We start from the raw sequence: 14,465 nt of genomic DNA, 5'->3' as shown, positions 1-14,465 counted from the left end.
CGTTCCCTGCCCCTGAAAGGAGGCGCTCAAGGCGGCCTGATTTGTGGATCCGAGCTTGCAAACAGCCGCAGCGATCCCCGGCCCCGTCTTGCCCGCTCTCTTGCCGGCACCGGCCGGCGCGCGTATCTCGGGGTCTGTTCGCACGCTCTCGCCCGAAGCGGCGCGCGAGCCACAGCCTTTCGCAACCTCGGCGCCACTGCAACATGCGTCCGCCCTGGTCTCTCAGAGGATCTCGTTTCGTGACCCGCCTGATCGCTCCGACCCGTCTATGGAAGGATGGCCGCTTTGAGAGCGGCCTCGCCGTGGAGATCAAGGCGGGCGCGATCGGTCGCATCCGGCCGCTTGCCGCCCACGAGACGCCCGATCTCGCCCCGCATCTCCTCATCCCTGCCCTCACCGATCTTCAGGTCAACGGCAGTGGTGGAATCATGCTCAATTCCGATGCGAGCCCCGCCGCGATCGAGACGATCATTGCGGCCCAACGCGAACTCGGCACCAGCTTCCTTATGCCGACGCTCATCACCACGACGGCCGAGCGCATGCGAGCGACCGCCGAGGCGATCATCGAGGCCTGGGGCATGCCGGGTCTCCTCGGCCTGCATCTGGAAGGCCCGCATCTCAACCCGGAGCGCAAGGGCACTCACGACGCCACCCATATGCGGCCCATGGATCGCGACACATTGTCGATTTTGGAGCGCCTTCGCGCGGCGGATATCCCGGTCATGCTGACGCTCGCGCCCGAAATCGTCCCGCCGGATCTCGTTCGTGAGATCGCGGCGATGGGCGTGGTCGTCTCAGCCGGCCACAGCGCCGCCGACGCCGCGGAGACAGAGACGTGCCTTGCCGCCGGCATCAGTTGCTTCACGCATCTTTATAACGCCATGCCGCCGATGACCTCGCGCGCGCCCGGCATCCTCGGCACGGCACTCGCAAGCGATGCCTTTGCGGGCATCATCGTCGACGGCCATCATGTCGCCTGGCCGATGGTCGCGATCGCCTGCCGCGCCCGCCCCGTCAAGAACCGGACCTTCCTCGTCTCCGACGCCATGGCGACGGTCGGCGGCCCCGACCATTTCGTCCTCTATGGCGAGGAGATCCGCGTCCGCGACGGCGCCCTCGTCAACGCGGCCGGCGCCCTTGCCGGCGCCCATGTCGACCTTCTCACCTGCCTCAGGAACGCCGTCTTCCATGTCGGCCTGCCGCTCGAAGAGGCCGTCGCGATGGCAACCGACATTCCGAACGCGGCGATGCGGCTCATCCCCCCGGAGGTCGAGCCCGGCCGCCCCGTCAACGAAGTCCTTGCCCTCGACGCGGATCTCAACCGCATCGAAATCTGACAAACGACGTCCTCCCCAAACCTCCGTGCGAGCGGACATCTCGACCGATCGGGCTGCCCCACCGCTGACATGATCGCGCGCCAAGCCTCGTTTTCATCGAGGCATCGAGCGAACCACGCAGAGAGAGACGAATGCAGCCTATCGAGACGGACCGGTTGATCCTCAGGCGTTTTGAGATGCGCGACGCCCCCGGTCTCCTGGCCTATTTGAAGGAACCAGCCGTGAGCTGCTTTTTCTCCATGCGGCTCGCCGACCTCGCGGCGGCGGAAGAAGAGGTGAAAAAGCGCGCCGAAAGCGACAGCGAGATCGCCGTCTGCCTGCGCGACACGGGAGAGCTGATCGGCGATCTCTTCGCCGTCCGGGAAGGCGACGACACCTACACGCTTGGCTGGAATTTCAACAAGGCCTTCTCCGGAGCGGGATTTGCGACGGAGGCCGCGAGGGCCCTCTTTGCCCATCTCTTCACGAAAGAAGGGGCGCGCCGTCTCTATGCCTATGTGGAGGACACCAATCTTCCCTCACAGCGTCTCTGCGAGCGCCTCGGCATGCGCCAGGAGGGGCTTTTCATCGAATACATCTCGTTCATGAACGACGAGGCCGGCAATCCGATCTTCGAAAACACCATGCAATACGCGATCCTGCGCAAGGAATGGGAGAGCAAGGCCGGGCTCTGACACAGCGGGCGGGACCACCCTCCGGCGCCCTGCCGTCACGACCATCCGGAAGGCAACGACACCTCCTCGAGCCCGAGCCAGGCCGCCATCTTTTCGAGTTCGCCGGAGAGTGCGTCGCGGCTTTCGTCTGGCGCATCCTCCTCGAAATGCACCGACTGCACGAGAAGCCGTGCGTTCGGTCGATCGGCCTTGAGATCGACGCGCGCCACCAACCGGTCGCCGAACAGGAATGGCAGCACGTAATAGCCGTACTGTCGCTTGTCCGCCGGGACATAGATCTCGATCCGATAGCGGAAGCCGAAGAGCCGCTCGGCACGATCTCTCTCCCAGACGAGCGGATCGAACGGGGCGAGGAGAGCCGTCGCATTGATCCGGCGCGGGCGGCGGGCATCGCGGTAGAGCCAGGCATGCCGCCAGCCCGGCACGCTCACCGGCAAAAGAACGCCCTCCTCGGCGAGCGAGGATATCGCCTCCTGTGCCGGCCCCGGCGGTTGCCGGAAATAATCCCGCAATTCCCGATCCGTCGCGATGCCGTGCGCCCGTGCGGCACGTTCGATCAAGGCGCGATGCGCATCCGCCTCCGAAGGCGTCGGCTGATCGAGGATAGAGGCGGGTAGCACGCGCTCGGGAAGGTCGTAGACCCGCTGGAAGTTTCCGCGCCGCGTCGCCGTCGTCAGGTGACCGGCCCAGAAGAGCCATTCGAGCGCCCGCTTGGTTCCGCTCCATTCCCACCAGCCCGGACGCCCCTTATGCGCATCGAAGTCGGAGACGGACAGCGGCCCCTCCTCGCGGATCCGCTGAAGCACCGCCATGGCCTCCGCACGATGCTCGCGCGCAAATCGGCGCATCGAGGTCCAGCCCGCCTCGCCGCGATCGGCCTGCGCCATGCGCCAGCGCAGCAAAGGCTGAATCTCGAACGGCACGAGCGAGGCTTCGTGCGCCCAGTATTCGAACAATTTGCGCTGCCGCTTCGGTCCCCAGGCAAGCTTGTCGAGAAGACTGCGGTCGTAGGCGCCCAGCCGAGAAAAGGCCGGAAGATAGTGCGCCCGCGCCAGAACATTGACGCTGTCGATCTGGTGAAGCTGAACCCGATCAAGCACCCGGCGCAGACTGGCCGAGGTCGGATTGGCCGAGCGGGTTCCGCCAAATCCCTGTGCCGCGAGCGCAATCCGGCGCGCCTCGGCCATGCTGATCCTGTCCAAACGACTCATTCCGTTCCCGCAGCGTTCTTTTCTTTCCTGACATCTAGCAGACCGGCTCACCTGTCCAGCGGTGGCGGGAGACATTCTCTTTTCGGAAAATGCCGTTGACTCCTATTCTCGATTCACGAATAAAAGGGCCGTCATATTTCGCTTTGGAGAATTTTCTTGGACCTGGCATCGCTTGCCATTTTTCGCACCGTCGCCAGGCAAGAGAGCATCACCCGCGCCGCTCACCTCCTCGGGCGGGTGCCTTCCAACGTCACCACGCGCATTCAGCAACTCGAGGCCGAGATCGGAGTGCCGCTGTTTCAGCGCGACAGGAAAAGCATGACGCTCACGGCCGAGGGCGTGACTTATCTGGACTATGCCGACCGCATCCTCAATCTCGCCGAGGAAGCGCAGCAGGTCGTCCGTCCGGGGGAGCCCGCAGGCACTCTGCGCGTCGGTTCGATGGAATCGACCGTCGCCGCCCGATTGCCCCTGCCGTTGTCTGAGTTCAATGCGCAATGGCCGGACGTGACGGTCGATCTTTCGACGGCGCCGACGCGCCAGCTCATCGACGCCCTGCTCGCCCACCGCATCGACTGCGCCTTGGTCGCCGTGCCGCCCGACGAAATGTGGTTTGCCGCCGATGCGGTGGCGACGACACGGCTCTTCCGCGAAGAGCTCGTCCTCCTGCTGCCGCCCGGGCACCCGGAGATCCAGGGCCCTGAAGAAATCAGGCCCCGTGCCCTCGCCGCATTCGCGCCCGGTTGCACCTATCGGCTGCTCGCCGAGGAATGGCTGACGGGCTACGGGTCCAGAACCGCCCGGCTCCAGTTCCAGGAGGTCAGGTCCTACCACGCCATGATCGCCCTAACCGCGGCCGGGACCTGCTTCTCGCTGCTGCCGCGCAGCGTTCTCGATCTCGTCCCGGATGCCGGCCGTTTCACGCTCAAGCCGTTGATGACGGTCGATACCTCGTTGGCCACGAGGCCGGGTTTCAGGACGCCTGCCTTCCTGAAATTTCGCGAAACGCTGCACGCTTTCTCCGACATCGCAGACGTCGACGATGCCACGCAATGAACGGCTGGCGGGGATCGCCGCCGCACTCGTACTCGTCATCGGGATGGGCTTCGGCCGCTTCGCCTTCACCGGTCTCTACCCGCTGATGGTCGGTGACGGCCAGATCTCCGTCGAAGGCGGCTCCTATGCCGCTTCGGCCAATTATGCGGGTTATCTCATCGGAGCGCTGCTTCTCGGCCTCGTGACGGGCGCAGCCGGCCGCAAGCTCTGTGCCTTTTCCGCCATCGCGACGGTCGCCTCGCTGGCGGCGCTCGGCCTGCCGCTGCCGGAATGGCTGATCGTCACCGTGCGCGGCTTCGCCGGCGTCTTCAGCGCCGTCGCCATGGTCGCCGCCTCCCATTGGCTGATCCATGAACGCGGGCATCACGACGGCGCCCCCGCCCTCTTCGCCGGCGTCGGCATCGGCATCCTCGTCTCCGCCGAAATCATCGCCGCAGGCGATCTTCTGGCTCTGCAAAGCCCTGCCATCTGGCTGGTTCTTGCGGCTGCGGCACTGGCGCTCACGATCGTCACCTTATTCCTGCAGCGCCGCGTCGACGGCTCAAAGCCTGCAACGGTACCGCATGCGGCTGATGGCGATGCCTCGACCTCTCTCGGAGCAGCCCGCCTCGTTCTCATCTACGGGCTCGCGGGCTTCGGCTACATCATCACAGCGACCTACCTGCCGCTCCTCGTGCGCACCTCGTTCGAGAGCGTCGACCCTTTGCATATCTGGGCCGTCTTCGGACTTGGCGCCGTGCCGTCCTGCTTCTTCTGGCACCGCCTTCATCGCCGGCTCGGAACCGGAAAGAGCCTCGTCGCCAATCTGCTGGTCCAGGCCGTCGGCGTCGGCCTGCCCGTCATTCATATGCCGGCAGCCTCGATCGCGAGCGCGCTTCTCGTCGGGGGAACCTTTATGGGGACCGTGACCATCGCCATGCCCGCCGCCCGCAAGATCGCAGCAAAAGCACGCTTCAACATCCTGGCGGTGATGACGGCATCCTACGGTGTCGGCCAGATCGTCGGGCCACTCGTCACCAATGCGCTCTATCGGCAGAGCCACTCCTTCGACGCGTCGCTCCTGATCGCAAGCGCCGCGCTCTTCATCGCCGCACTGATCTCCATGAAATGAGCGACGCCCGAAAGATGATGACGCTCATACGCCGCCATCTGTCAGGCGATCTCGGCGAGTAACACCGCCTCGATATCATCCAACTGCGATTGCCAATCCACGCCGTCTTCGACGCCCCAGATACGCAACGTCACCAACCCCTCTACAGCGAGAAAAGCGGTTCTGGCCGCGCGCGCCTCTGCGGAACCGTCCATTCTGGAGAGGATCGAGCGGTACCAATCCGCTGTGTTCATGCGGTTCTGCGGGTTTTGCATGTAAGCGATCATGAGGCCCGCCAGCTTGGCGTCGATGGCCCCTTGCGACGAGCGCATGGCGGCGATGTAACTGCGCACGAAACCGAGCGGCCCCGCACTCTCGATATCGACGACCAGGGCGTCAAATTGGGCGGTCCAGCGATCGACCAACGCCTTCACCAGTTCGTCTTTCGACAAAAATGAATATTGAACGCCGCCCTTGGATATGCCCGCCGCCTTTGCCAGGGCGTCGATCGTAAGTGCCTGAGGCCCCTCTGCATTCACGATATCTTCGGCGATCGTCAAAAGCCGGTCACGGCTGATCGTCGGTTTCCTGCCCATTCCCCGTCCTTTGTGAACACGCAAGCGCCACAGATGAAATCCATACGTATGTATTTATATAGAGCACGTCACGGTTTTCCCCGGAGCATCCATGTCTGCCCAATTTCGCGATCCGACGCGGTGGCTCGTCCTCGTCGCCGTCACGCTCGCCTTCCTCCCCGTCATCATTGATATGACCGTGCTCCATGTGGCGATCCCGAGACTGACGCAGTCTCTCGGGGCATCCAGCACTGAAGTGCTTTGGATCATCGACATCTATCCCCTCCTCATGGCGGGCCTGCTCGTCCCCATGGGCACCTTGGCCGACCGGGTTGGAAATCGGAAGGTGCTCCTGTCGGGCCTGGCGATCTTCGGCGTCGCCTCTGTTGTTGCCGCCTTTTCTCAAAGTGCAGCGATGCTGATTGGAGCGCGCATCCTGCTCGCGTTCGGTGGTTCGATGATCGTGCCCTGCGTGCTCGGGATCATTCGCCGGGCCTTCGAGGACGATGGCGAGCGTGCGATTGCGCTTGGATTGTGGGGCACTGTTGGATCGGCTGGCGCCGCGGTTGGCCCACTCATCGGTGGCGGCCTTCTGGAACATTTCTGGTGGGGTTCGGTGTTCCTCATCAACGTTCCGATCATGCTGGTGGTCGCCCCCGCATGCTATTTTCTCTTGCCTCGCAAGGAAATCACAACGCCTGGCAAGTGGGCTTTCGGCCAGGCTCTGCTGCTGATCGCCGGGATGATTTCGCTCGTCTACGGCATCAAGGCAGGAATTGGCGGCGGCCAGCCGCTCTCGATCGCTCTTGCCATCGCATCGTTCGGCATCGTGATGCTGTCGCTCTTCGTGAGAAAGCAGTTCCGGACGGACAATCCGATGCTGGACCTCTCCTTGTTCTCTCATCCCGCGATTGTGGCCGGCATCATCATGGCGCTCGTCGCGACCGGCGCTTTGGCGGGCGTCGAGCTCACTTTGGCCCAGGAACTGCAATACGTCTTCGGCAAGACACCTCTCGAAGCGGGCGTCTTCATGGTCCCGATCATGGCTGCGGCAGCAATCGGCGGCCCCGTCGCTGGCTGGTTGTCGAACCTGTTTGGGCTGCGTCTGGTGGCGACGATGTCGCTGCTGATCGGCGCCGCGTCGTTGGCCTGTCTTGGCAACGCCGACTTTCATTTCCCAGGTTTCGTCGTCCCGGCCGCACTGGCCGTTGCCGGGCTCACCCTCAGCATCGGATTGACGGCGTCATCGATCGCCATCATGGGGTCTGTGGAGCCTGAAAAAGGCGGCGCGGCCGGCTCGCTGGAAGGCACGGGCTACGAACTTGGCAGCGGCCTCGGCATCACCCTTTTCGGCGTGTTCATGGCTGTCGTGTTCAGCCGCGCGTTGGAGCTGCCTCCGGACCTGGCATTGCCGTTGGCCCGACAGGCGAGCCAGTCGATCGGGGACACCTATCTGGTGGCCGCCCAGCTCTCGGCCGAACAAGGTGCAGCCCTCATCGCAGCCGGCAAGCTCGCCTTCAGCGCCGCCCACGTCACCTTGCTTTATGTGGCCGCCACGGTGATCGCCTCTTTGGCCATTGCCGTCTACATCCTGTTGGCGAGCTATCACCCGACCGGCAAGTCCGCGCATTGATCGGACCGGTCGCGCATCTCGCCTCAGCGACAGCGCCAGATGTTGTGACGGCATTGAGCGATGGCAGATGGTTCCGAAGAGAGCGTTCCCCGGTTCCTCCCGCAGACATGCCGCGCGGCAAGCCCGTCACAATCATCGAAATCCCGGCGGAGCACGCCTTGATACGTTCAGATGGAAGCGGGCTGCTCCCGGCGCGGCAGCCGGATTTCGACGGCAAGGCCAGGGCCATCGGATGAAAGGATCAGCGCGTCGCCTCCATGCGCCTGCGCGATCGCCTTGACGATCGGCAGGCCGAGACCGGAACCGCCGCCGCTGCGCCCCCGCGAATCGTCGGCACGCCAGAACCGTTCGAAAGCGCGCATGCGGTTTTCGTCGGAAAGGCCGGGTCCTGTGTCGGTGCAGCGGAAGAAGACGTGCTGTGCGGCAACGCCGGTCTCGACATGCACTGCGCTTTGCGGCGCGTAGCGGCAGCAATTTTCGAGAAGTGCGACAAAGGCCTGTCGCACGCGCGAGCGGTCGGCGCTCGTGACGGCGCTGCTCAACGCCACGGTCGTGGCGATCCCGGCCTTGCCGAGCTGATCCTCGAGCGAAGTCAGCGCCGCCTCCGCCTCCACCGCCAGATCGAGACGCGAGCATTGCACATCGAGCTGGCCGGCATTGCTCAGCGCCAAGGTGCGCAATTCCTCCACGATCGCCGACAGATCGTCCACATGCTCGATGAGCCGTCCATAGAGCGCGGCGCTCGGGGTGAAGGCGCCATCGAGCAAGCCCTGCAACCGCCCGCGCAGGATGGTCAAAGGGGTGCGCAGTTCATGCGCAACCGCCGAATTCGAATATTGCAGCTCGGCCTCGGCGCGCTGCAACCGTTCCGCCATCTGGTTGAAGTCATCGACCAGATCGCTGGCCTCGCCGAAATTGCCCCGACGCAAGGAGGCGCGCGCGGAGAAATCCCCTTCCGCGACCCGGCGCGCGGCCCCGGCAACCGATTTCAACGGTTCCACAATCCGTCGTGCGAGGATCCAGCCGAGCAATGAGGCGGTCGATATGCCGATCCCCAGAAGCAGGCCCAACGTAACGACATCGCCGGTGCGCAGAAAATCGTCGTCGGTGAACTCCGGATAGAGCCATTCGTAGATGAAGAAGAAATACGCGGTCAGCCCGAAATAGACGACGGCGAAGGCCAAGAGGGTCAACGCGATCATCGCGCGGACGATCAGGGAATTCAGGTTCTTAGCCACAGGTGTTGTCCAGCCGGTAGCCCACGCCACGGACAGCGGTGAGCATGCCATCCGCTCCAGCCGCCGCCAGCTTGCGGCGCAGATTGCTGACATGGCTGTCCACCGTGCGGTCGAGGGCCTCGCCTTCCGGCAGGCAGGCATCGACCAGCTCCGAGCGCTCGAACGCCCTGCCCTGGCTCGCGGCCATATGAGCGAGAATGCGAAATTCGGTCCGCGTCAGATCGAGCGTCACGGCTCCCGTCGGGCTTTGAACCTCCGCGCGATATGCCTGGGGATTGATCGTGAGCGGCCCGACGCGCAGCACCTGCTCGCTGCCGCGCCCCATGGTTCGTCGCAAGACGGCCCTTGGCGCGGGCCACGACCTCGAGGGGGTTGAACGGTTTGACGACATAATCGTCGGCACCGATGCGCAAAGCCTGGAGCTTGTCGAGATCCTCTGCCAGCGCCGTGACCATGATGACCGGCGTATCGCCGCGCCGACGGATCGCCGCCAGCACCTCATACCCGTCCTGCCCTGGCAGCTTGATGTCGAGCACCACAAGATCGGGTCGCAAGCGCAGGTGATGCTCGAGCGCGACCCGCCCATCGCCTGCGGTGATGGTCCGGAAACCCTCCCGCGACATGTAGGTCGCGATGATTTCAGCAATCTCGGGCTCGTCTTCAACAATAAGAATCAACGCATTGTTCATGGCCACTTTTCAAACCCCGAAGCACGCCGCCTGCATGTTCACTTGTCCGGGACCGTGTTTTTTCAGGTTTTTCTCCACGATTTCGGCATCCGCAATTTGCTGACGGCAACGTAAAGCACCGGCACGAAGAAAACCGCCAGCACCGTCGCGGACAACATCCCGCCAAACACACCGGTCCCGATGGCATTCTGGATTTCGGAACCGGCGCCATGTGCGATCATCAACGGTACGACACCGAGGATGAAAGCGAGCGAGGTCATCACGATAGGCCGAAGCCGCAGCCGAGATGCCCGCAGCACCGCCCGATAGAGGCTCATTCCTTCGTTCCTGAGATGTCGGGCGTACTCGACCAAGAGAATGGCGTTCTTGGCGGAAAGTCCGATGATGGTGATCAGGCCCACCTTGAAGAACACGTCATTCTCCATCCCGCGCGCCAGGACGGCCACGACCGCGCCTAAGACGCCGAGGGGCACGACCAGCATGACCGCCAGCGGGATCGACCAGCTTTCGTAAAGGGCCGCAAGCACGAGGAATACGACCAGCATCGAGGCGGCCAGGAGCATCGGAGCCTGCGTCGCCGATTGCCTTTCCTGCAGCGATTGCCCGGTCCATTCGAGCGCAAAGCCCTTTGGCAATTGTTGCGCCAGACGCTCCATCTCGGTCATCGCCGCGCCGCTCGACACCCCCGGCGCGGCCGAGCCCGAGATGCGCGCAGCCGGGTAGCCGTTGTAACGCTCCAATTGCAGGGGCGACGTTTCCCAGACGGGTTCGACGACTTCCGACAACGCCACCATGCCGCCCTCGATGTTGCGAACCTGCAGACGCAGGACATCCTCCACATGCATCCGGGCCGGCGCATCCGCCTGCACCACCACCTGCTGAAGCTGGCCTTTGTTGGGAAAGTCGTTGACGTAGCTTGATCCGATCGCCGTCGAAATCATGTCGCTGATTGCCGAGAAGGAGACGCCAAGCGCCAGCGCTTTCTGACGATCGATCCTGAGCGCAATGCTTTGGCCATCGGGCAGGCCCTCCGTCATCACGTCGGTCAGCAGCTTGCTTTCCGATGCGAGCGCGATCAGCTGATCTTCGGCCGCCTTCAGCGCTGTCGGACCGGAATTGGCACGGTCCTCGAGCCGGAGAGCGAAACCGGACGTGGTGCCGAGAGATTCGATGGCTGGAGGCTTCATGATCATCGCCGTGCCTTCGGGAATATCCGCCATCGCCGCCTCGGCGGCCGCGATCTCTTCGCTCACCGTGGTTGTGCGCTCGCTCCAATCCTTCAGGCTGGTGAAGGCTTGCGCCGCATTGGGACCGGAGCCGGAAAAGCCGAAGCCCAAAATCACGATGCTCTCGACAATATCGGGACGTGAGGCGGTGTGCGCTTCATATTTTGCGACGATCTCGCGTGTGCGTTCGGCGGTGGCGCCGGCCGGCAGCTCGAACATCGCCATGAAGTTTCCCTGATCCTCTTCCGGCACGAACGACGTTGGCACCCGCGAATAGCCGATGCCGAGCGCCCCCAGCAGCACGGCATAGATGACCAGCACCCGCCCACCACGCCGCAGCATCCAGCCGACGACACCGGTGTAGCCGGTGCTCAGGGCATCGAACTTTCGGTTGAACCAGCCGAAGAATCCGCGTGTGGCATGCTCGTTCGAGGGCTTCAGGATCGTCGCGCAGAGTGCGGGTGTCAGTGTCAGCGCAAGAAAGGCGGAGAACAGGATCGACACCGACATCGATAAGGTGAACTGGCGATAGATCGCACCGACGGAACCGCCAGCCATGCCCATTGGAATGAAGACGGCGGCCAGGACCAGCGTGATCCCGATGATGGCGCCTGAGATCTCGCGCATGGCCTGGCGGGTGGCATCCCTCGGCGAGAGGCCTTGCCGGGACATGATCCGCTCGACATTTTCGACGACGACGATGGCATCGTCGACGATGATGCCAATCGCGAGCACCATGCCGAACATGGTCAAGACGTTGATCGAATAGCCCGCGACGAACATCACCGCGAAGGTGCCCAGAAGCGCGATGGGCGCGACGATGGTTGGGATCAGCGTGTAGCGGATCTTCTGCAGGAACAGCAAAATGACCAGGAAGACCAGCACCATCGCCTCGATCAGCGTCTGGACGACTTTGCTGATCGACACCTTCACGAAGGGGGCGGTGTTGTAGGAGACCGTGATCGCCATATCCCTGGGCATTGAGGGCCGCAGTTCGGCCAGGCGCTTTTCGATCGCAGCCGCGGTGCTCACCGCATTGGCGCCGGGCGTCATCTGGATCGCGGCGGCGGCTGCGGGCTTGCCATTGCTGCTGACACTGAAGGCAAGGGTCTGAGCGCCGAGTTCCACCCGCGCGACATCCGACAGAAGAAGACGCGAACCGTCGAGTTGCGCCCTGAGGGGTATCGCGGCGAACTCTTCCGGCGTGGTCAACTGGCCATGCACCGTCAGCGGCGTGGAGATCTTCGTCCCCGGGACGGTCGGCTCGTCTCCGACCCGGCCGGGCGAAACCTGTGCATTCTCGCGCGTGATGGCCTCCGTGACGTCGGCCATGGTGAGGTCGTAGGCGGCCAGCTTCGCCGGATCGACCCAGACACGCATGGCGCGTTCGGAGCCGAACTGCTGGACACGGCCGACGCCCGGCACGCGCTTCAATTCCTCGCTGATGTTGCGGGTCAGATAGTCGCCGAGAGCGAGTTCCTCGGTCTCACCACTGCGCGACTTCAATGTGATGACCATCAGAAAGCCGGTTTCTGCGGCCTCGACACTGACGCCACCGCGCCGGACGACCTCCGGGAGGCGCGGCTCGGCATTTTTCAGACGGTTCTGAACATCCACCTGGGCCAATTCCGGGTTGGTTCCGGGTTTGAACGTGACCGTGATGCTGGCCCCGCCGGTCGAATCGGCCGTGGATTCGTAATAGAGCACGTTCTTGACGCTCGAGAGCTCCTTCTCGATGGGCGTCACCACACTGTCATTGACGGTTTGAACCGTCGCGCCGGTATAGGTCGCGAAAATGCTGATACTCGGCGGCGCGATGACGGGAAACCGTGCCACCGGCAGCTGCGGAATGGCGACAAGTCCAGCCAGCGCGATGAAGATCGCAATGACCCAGGCAAAGACCGGGCGATCGATGAAAAATTGTGGCATGGAATCGGATCTCTAGAGCTTGTCGGCTGCCGGCAGGGCAGCTTGCGCGGCGGTGACCCGGGTCACCCGCATCCCGTCCTGCACGCGGTCCTGACCGCGAATGACGATCGCTTCGCCCGCCTTCAGGCCGGACGTGACGACAAGACGCCTGCCGATGGCGTCGCCAAGGACCACGTCCCGCCGCCAGGCGCGCCCGTCATCGTCGACGACCACGATCTGCGCCTCGCCGGCACCGTTGCGGACGACGGCCTCCTCGGGCACGAGCAGCGCATCGGGCAGGAGCCCGCGCGGTATCCTGGCGCGCACATACATGCCCGGCAGAAGCCGCAAGCCGGGATTCTCCACCTCCACCCGGACCGTCGTGTTGCCGGTCCCCGCATCGACCGTCACATCCGACAGCGCCAGCTTGCCGGGACGGGGATGTCGCTTGCCCTCCGCGTCCAGGATCTCGACCGGCCCCAATCCTTGCCTTGCAGCAGACTGCAAGCCGTCGAGCTTGGTTGCGGGCAGGCGCAGATCGACATAAACGCGGTCCAGTTCCTGCACCACGGCGAGCTCTGTCTGACTGGAGGTGGATGCAAGAGCCCCCTCGTCGGCGAGCGTACGCCCGACATAACCTTTGATCGGCGACCTTATCGTCGCAAAATCAAGATCGAGCTGGCGGCGATGGAAGACCGCACGCGCCTCGGCGAGATTGGCCTGCGCCATGGTCAGCTCATTGCGGGCGTCTTCGTAATCCTTGCGGCTCGTCGCCTTGCTCGCCACGAGCTTTTCGGCCCGCTTCAGGCCGCTTCGCGCATGCTCCAACGCCCCTTCGGCACGCGTCACGCCCGCCCGCGCCGTCTCGAGATCGGCCAGCAGCAGGGCCGGGTCGATTTCAAACAGGATTTCGCCGGCCTCGACCTGTGTCCCGCCTTCCGCAAAACGCTTCTTGATGATGCCGCCGACCTGCGGCCGTATCTCGACCCTTCGATAGGCGGCCACGCGTCCAGGCAATTCGTCGATCAAGACGACGCGCTCCGGCGCCGCCGTCATCGTGGTGACCTGCGCCGGACCTTGCGCCTCAGACGGCGCACCTTCCTGCTCGGAGACCGCCTCGCCTCGAAACGTCAGAAACAACGCCAGCCCGGCGGCGCAAAGGATGAAGGCGATGATCGAAAGACGCGGCGACATGGAGGGTGTCCGTTTGGGGATCGGATCCCCTCACTGACATGCGCCCTTCGACGCAGCGTCGAGAATTGGTGGAGATTTCATGGAGACGCTGCCCGACGTCCGCTGATCTGGCATCTGGGCGATCTGTCAACGGGAGGCCAGGGTAGCCCCCAAACGCAAAAAGCCCCGCGGGAGCGGGGCTTTTGAGTATCTGTATAGAGATGGTTGCGGGGAGAGGATTTGAACCTCTGACCTTCAGGTTATGAGCCTGACGAGCTACCAGACTGCTCCACCCCGCGGAGAGGTGAGTACCGACCATTGAGAGGCGCGTGTTGCGCGGGTCGGGGGACGATCGTTGAAGAGAAGGGGATCTCGTGTGCTCTGCAATTGGCAGGCCTGGCAGCGACCTACTCTCCCGCGTCTTAAGACGAAGTACCATCGGCGCTGAGAGGTTTAACGGCCGAGTTCGGAATGGGATCGGGTTTTATGCCTCTCGCTAGGACCACCAGGCCGGCGAATTGCAGAACTGAGAGCCTTGGGGCAGCGGTTTCGGTGAGGAATGCTGCCCGGAGGCTCATGTGACACTGGTATTCAAGCCTGAGTTATCAGGCGGGCATTGATTAATGAGAACGATCAAGCCGATCGAGCGATTAGT

10 protein-coding genes, 1 tRNA gene, 1 rRNA gene and 1 pseudogene are annotated in these 14,465 nt (G+C 63.6%); 5 read left to right on the top strand and 8 right to left on the bottom strand.

Annotated elements, in window-relative coordinates:
- The first annotated feature begins 239 nt into the window (after window positions 1–239).
- Window positions 240–1,337 (top strand): N-acetylglucosamine-6-phosphate deacetylase, encoded by a 1,098-nt coding sequence (locus J2R99_RS09135; RefSeq protein WP_307154202.1) that lies wholly within the window; start codon window positions 240–242, stop codon window positions 1,335–1,337.
- Window positions 1,338–1,468: 131 nt separating this feature from the next.
- Window positions 1,469–2,011, top strand: coding sequence for a GNAT family N-acetyltransferase (locus tag J2R99_RS09130; protein WP_307154201.1), 543 nt, complete (start codon window positions 1,469–1,471; stop codon window positions 2,009–2,011).
- A gap of 35 nt (window positions 2,012–2,046) precedes the next feature.
- Here the strand turns inward: J2R99_RS09130 and J2R99_RS09125 are convergent, their stop codons facing one another.
- Entirely contained in the window at window positions 2,047–3,222 is a 1,176-nt protein-coding gene (locus J2R99_RS09125) for a winged helix-turn-helix domain-containing protein (protein WP_307154200.1), read from the bottom strand.
- Window positions 3,223–3,378: 156 nt separating this feature from the next.
- Here J2R99_RS09125 and J2R99_RS09120 point away from each other — a divergent pair, with 156 nt between their 5' ends.
- Window positions 3,379–4,278 carry a LysR substrate-binding domain-containing protein gene (locus J2R99_RS09120; RefSeq protein ID WP_307154199.1) on the top strand — a complete coding sequence of 300 codons (900 nt, stop codon included), beginning with the start codon at window positions 3,379–3,381 and terminating at the stop codon, window positions 4,276–4,278.
- Window positions 4,265–5,389 (top strand): YbfB/YjiJ family MFS transporter, encoded by a 1,125-nt coding sequence (locus J2R99_RS09115; RefSeq protein WP_307154198.1) that lies wholly within the window; start codon window positions 4,265–4,267, stop codon window positions 5,387–5,389. The genes J2R99_RS09120 and J2R99_RS09115 overlap by 14 nt, the downstream gene beginning before the upstream one ends.
- Before the next feature lie 41 nt (window positions 5,390–5,430).
- Here J2R99_RS09115 and J2R99_RS09110 read toward each other — a convergent pair whose 3' ends face one another.
- Window positions 5,431–5,964, bottom strand: coding sequence for a TetR/AcrR family transcriptional regulator (locus J2R99_RS09110; protein ID WP_307154197.1), 534 nt, complete (start codon window positions 5,962–5,964; stop codon window positions 5,431–5,433).
- A gap of 91 nt (window positions 5,965–6,055) precedes the next feature.
- Between J2R99_RS09110 and J2R99_RS09105 the strand changes: the two genes are divergently transcribed.
- Entirely contained in the window at window positions 6,056–7,576 is a 1,521-nt protein-coding gene (locus tag J2R99_RS09105) for an MFS transporter (protein ID WP_307154196.1), read from the top strand.
- A 167-nt stretch (window positions 7,577–7,743) separates the two neighbouring features.
- Here the strand turns inward: J2R99_RS09105 and J2R99_RS09100 are convergent, their stop codons facing one another.
- The 6 genes and pseudogenes from J2R99_RS09100 to rrf all read right to left on the bottom strand — a co-directional run bounded on the left by J2R99_RS09100 (window position 7,744) and on the right by rrf (window position 14,320).
- Window positions 7,744–8,814 carry an ATP-binding protein gene (locus J2R99_RS09100; RefSeq protein ID WP_307154195.1) on the bottom strand — a complete coding sequence of 357 codons (1,071 nt, stop codon included), beginning with the start codon at window positions 8,812–8,814 and terminating at the stop codon, window positions 7,744–7,746.
- A pseudogene (locus tag J2R99_RS09095) lies at window positions 8,807–9,503 on the bottom strand (response regulator). Before J2R99_RS09095 ends, J2R99_RS09100 begins: the two are co-directional and overlap by 8 nt.
- Window positions 9,504–9,565: 62 nt before the next feature.
- Window positions 9,566–12,658, bottom strand: coding sequence for a multidrug efflux RND transporter permease subunit (locus J2R99_RS09090; RefSeq protein ID WP_307154194.1), 3,093 nt, complete (start codon window positions 12,656–12,658; stop codon window positions 9,566–9,568).
- Window positions 12,659–12,670: 12 nt separating this feature from the next.
- On the bottom strand, window positions 12,671–13,831 hold the full coding sequence (locus J2R99_RS09085; protein WP_307154193.1) for an efflux RND transporter periplasmic adaptor subunit: 1,161 nt from the start codon (window positions 13,829–13,831) through the stop codon (window positions 12,671–12,673).
- A gap of 201 nt (window positions 13,832–14,032) precedes the next feature.
- Window positions 14,033–14,109 (bottom strand) — tRNA-Met (locus J2R99_RS09080).
- 95 nt (window positions 14,110–14,204) lie between these two features.
- A 5S ribosomal RNA gene (gene rrf / locus J2R99_RS09075) occupies window positions 14,205–14,320 on the bottom strand.
- Window positions 14,321–14,465 lie beyond the last annotated feature (145 nt).

This window comes from Rhodopseudomonas julia, assembly GCF_030813515.1.
Taxonomy (GTDB): Bacteria; Pseudomonadota; Alphaproteobacteria; order Rhizobiales; family Afifellaceae; genus Afifella; species Afifella julia.
This window is presented reverse-complemented; position numbering and strand designations above follow the sequence as displayed.

Bases quoted from the DNA above. Each gene is read 5' to 3' on its own strand.
- J2R99_RS09130 (WP_307154201.1), top strand. From the start codon at position 1,469: ATGCAGCCTATCGAGACGGACCGGTTGATCCTCAGGCGTTTTGAGATG.
- J2R99_RS09125 (WP_307154200.1), bottom strand. From the start codon at position 3,222: ATGAGTCGTTTGGACAGGATCAGCATGGCCGAGGCGCGCCGGATTGCG.
- J2R99_RS09115 (WP_307154198.1), top strand. From the start codon at position 4,265: ATGCCACGCAATGAACGGCTGGCGGGGATCGCCGCCGCACTCGTACTC.
- J2R99_RS09110 (WP_307154197.1), bottom strand. From the start codon at position 5,964: ATGGGCAGGAAACCGACGATCAGCCGTGACCGGCTTTTGACGATCGCC.
- J2R99_RS09105 (WP_307154196.1), top strand. From the start codon at position 6,056: ATGTCTGCCCAATTTCGCGATCCGACGCGGTGGCTCGTCCTCGTCGCC.
- J2R99_RS09090 (WP_307154194.1), bottom strand. From the start codon at position 12,658: ATGCCACAATTTTTCATCGATCGCCCGGTCTTTGCCTGGGTCATTGCG.
- J2R99_RS09085 (WP_307154193.1), bottom strand. From the start codon at position 13,831: ATGTCGCCGCGTCTTTCGATCATCGCCTTCATCCTTTGCGCCGCCGGG.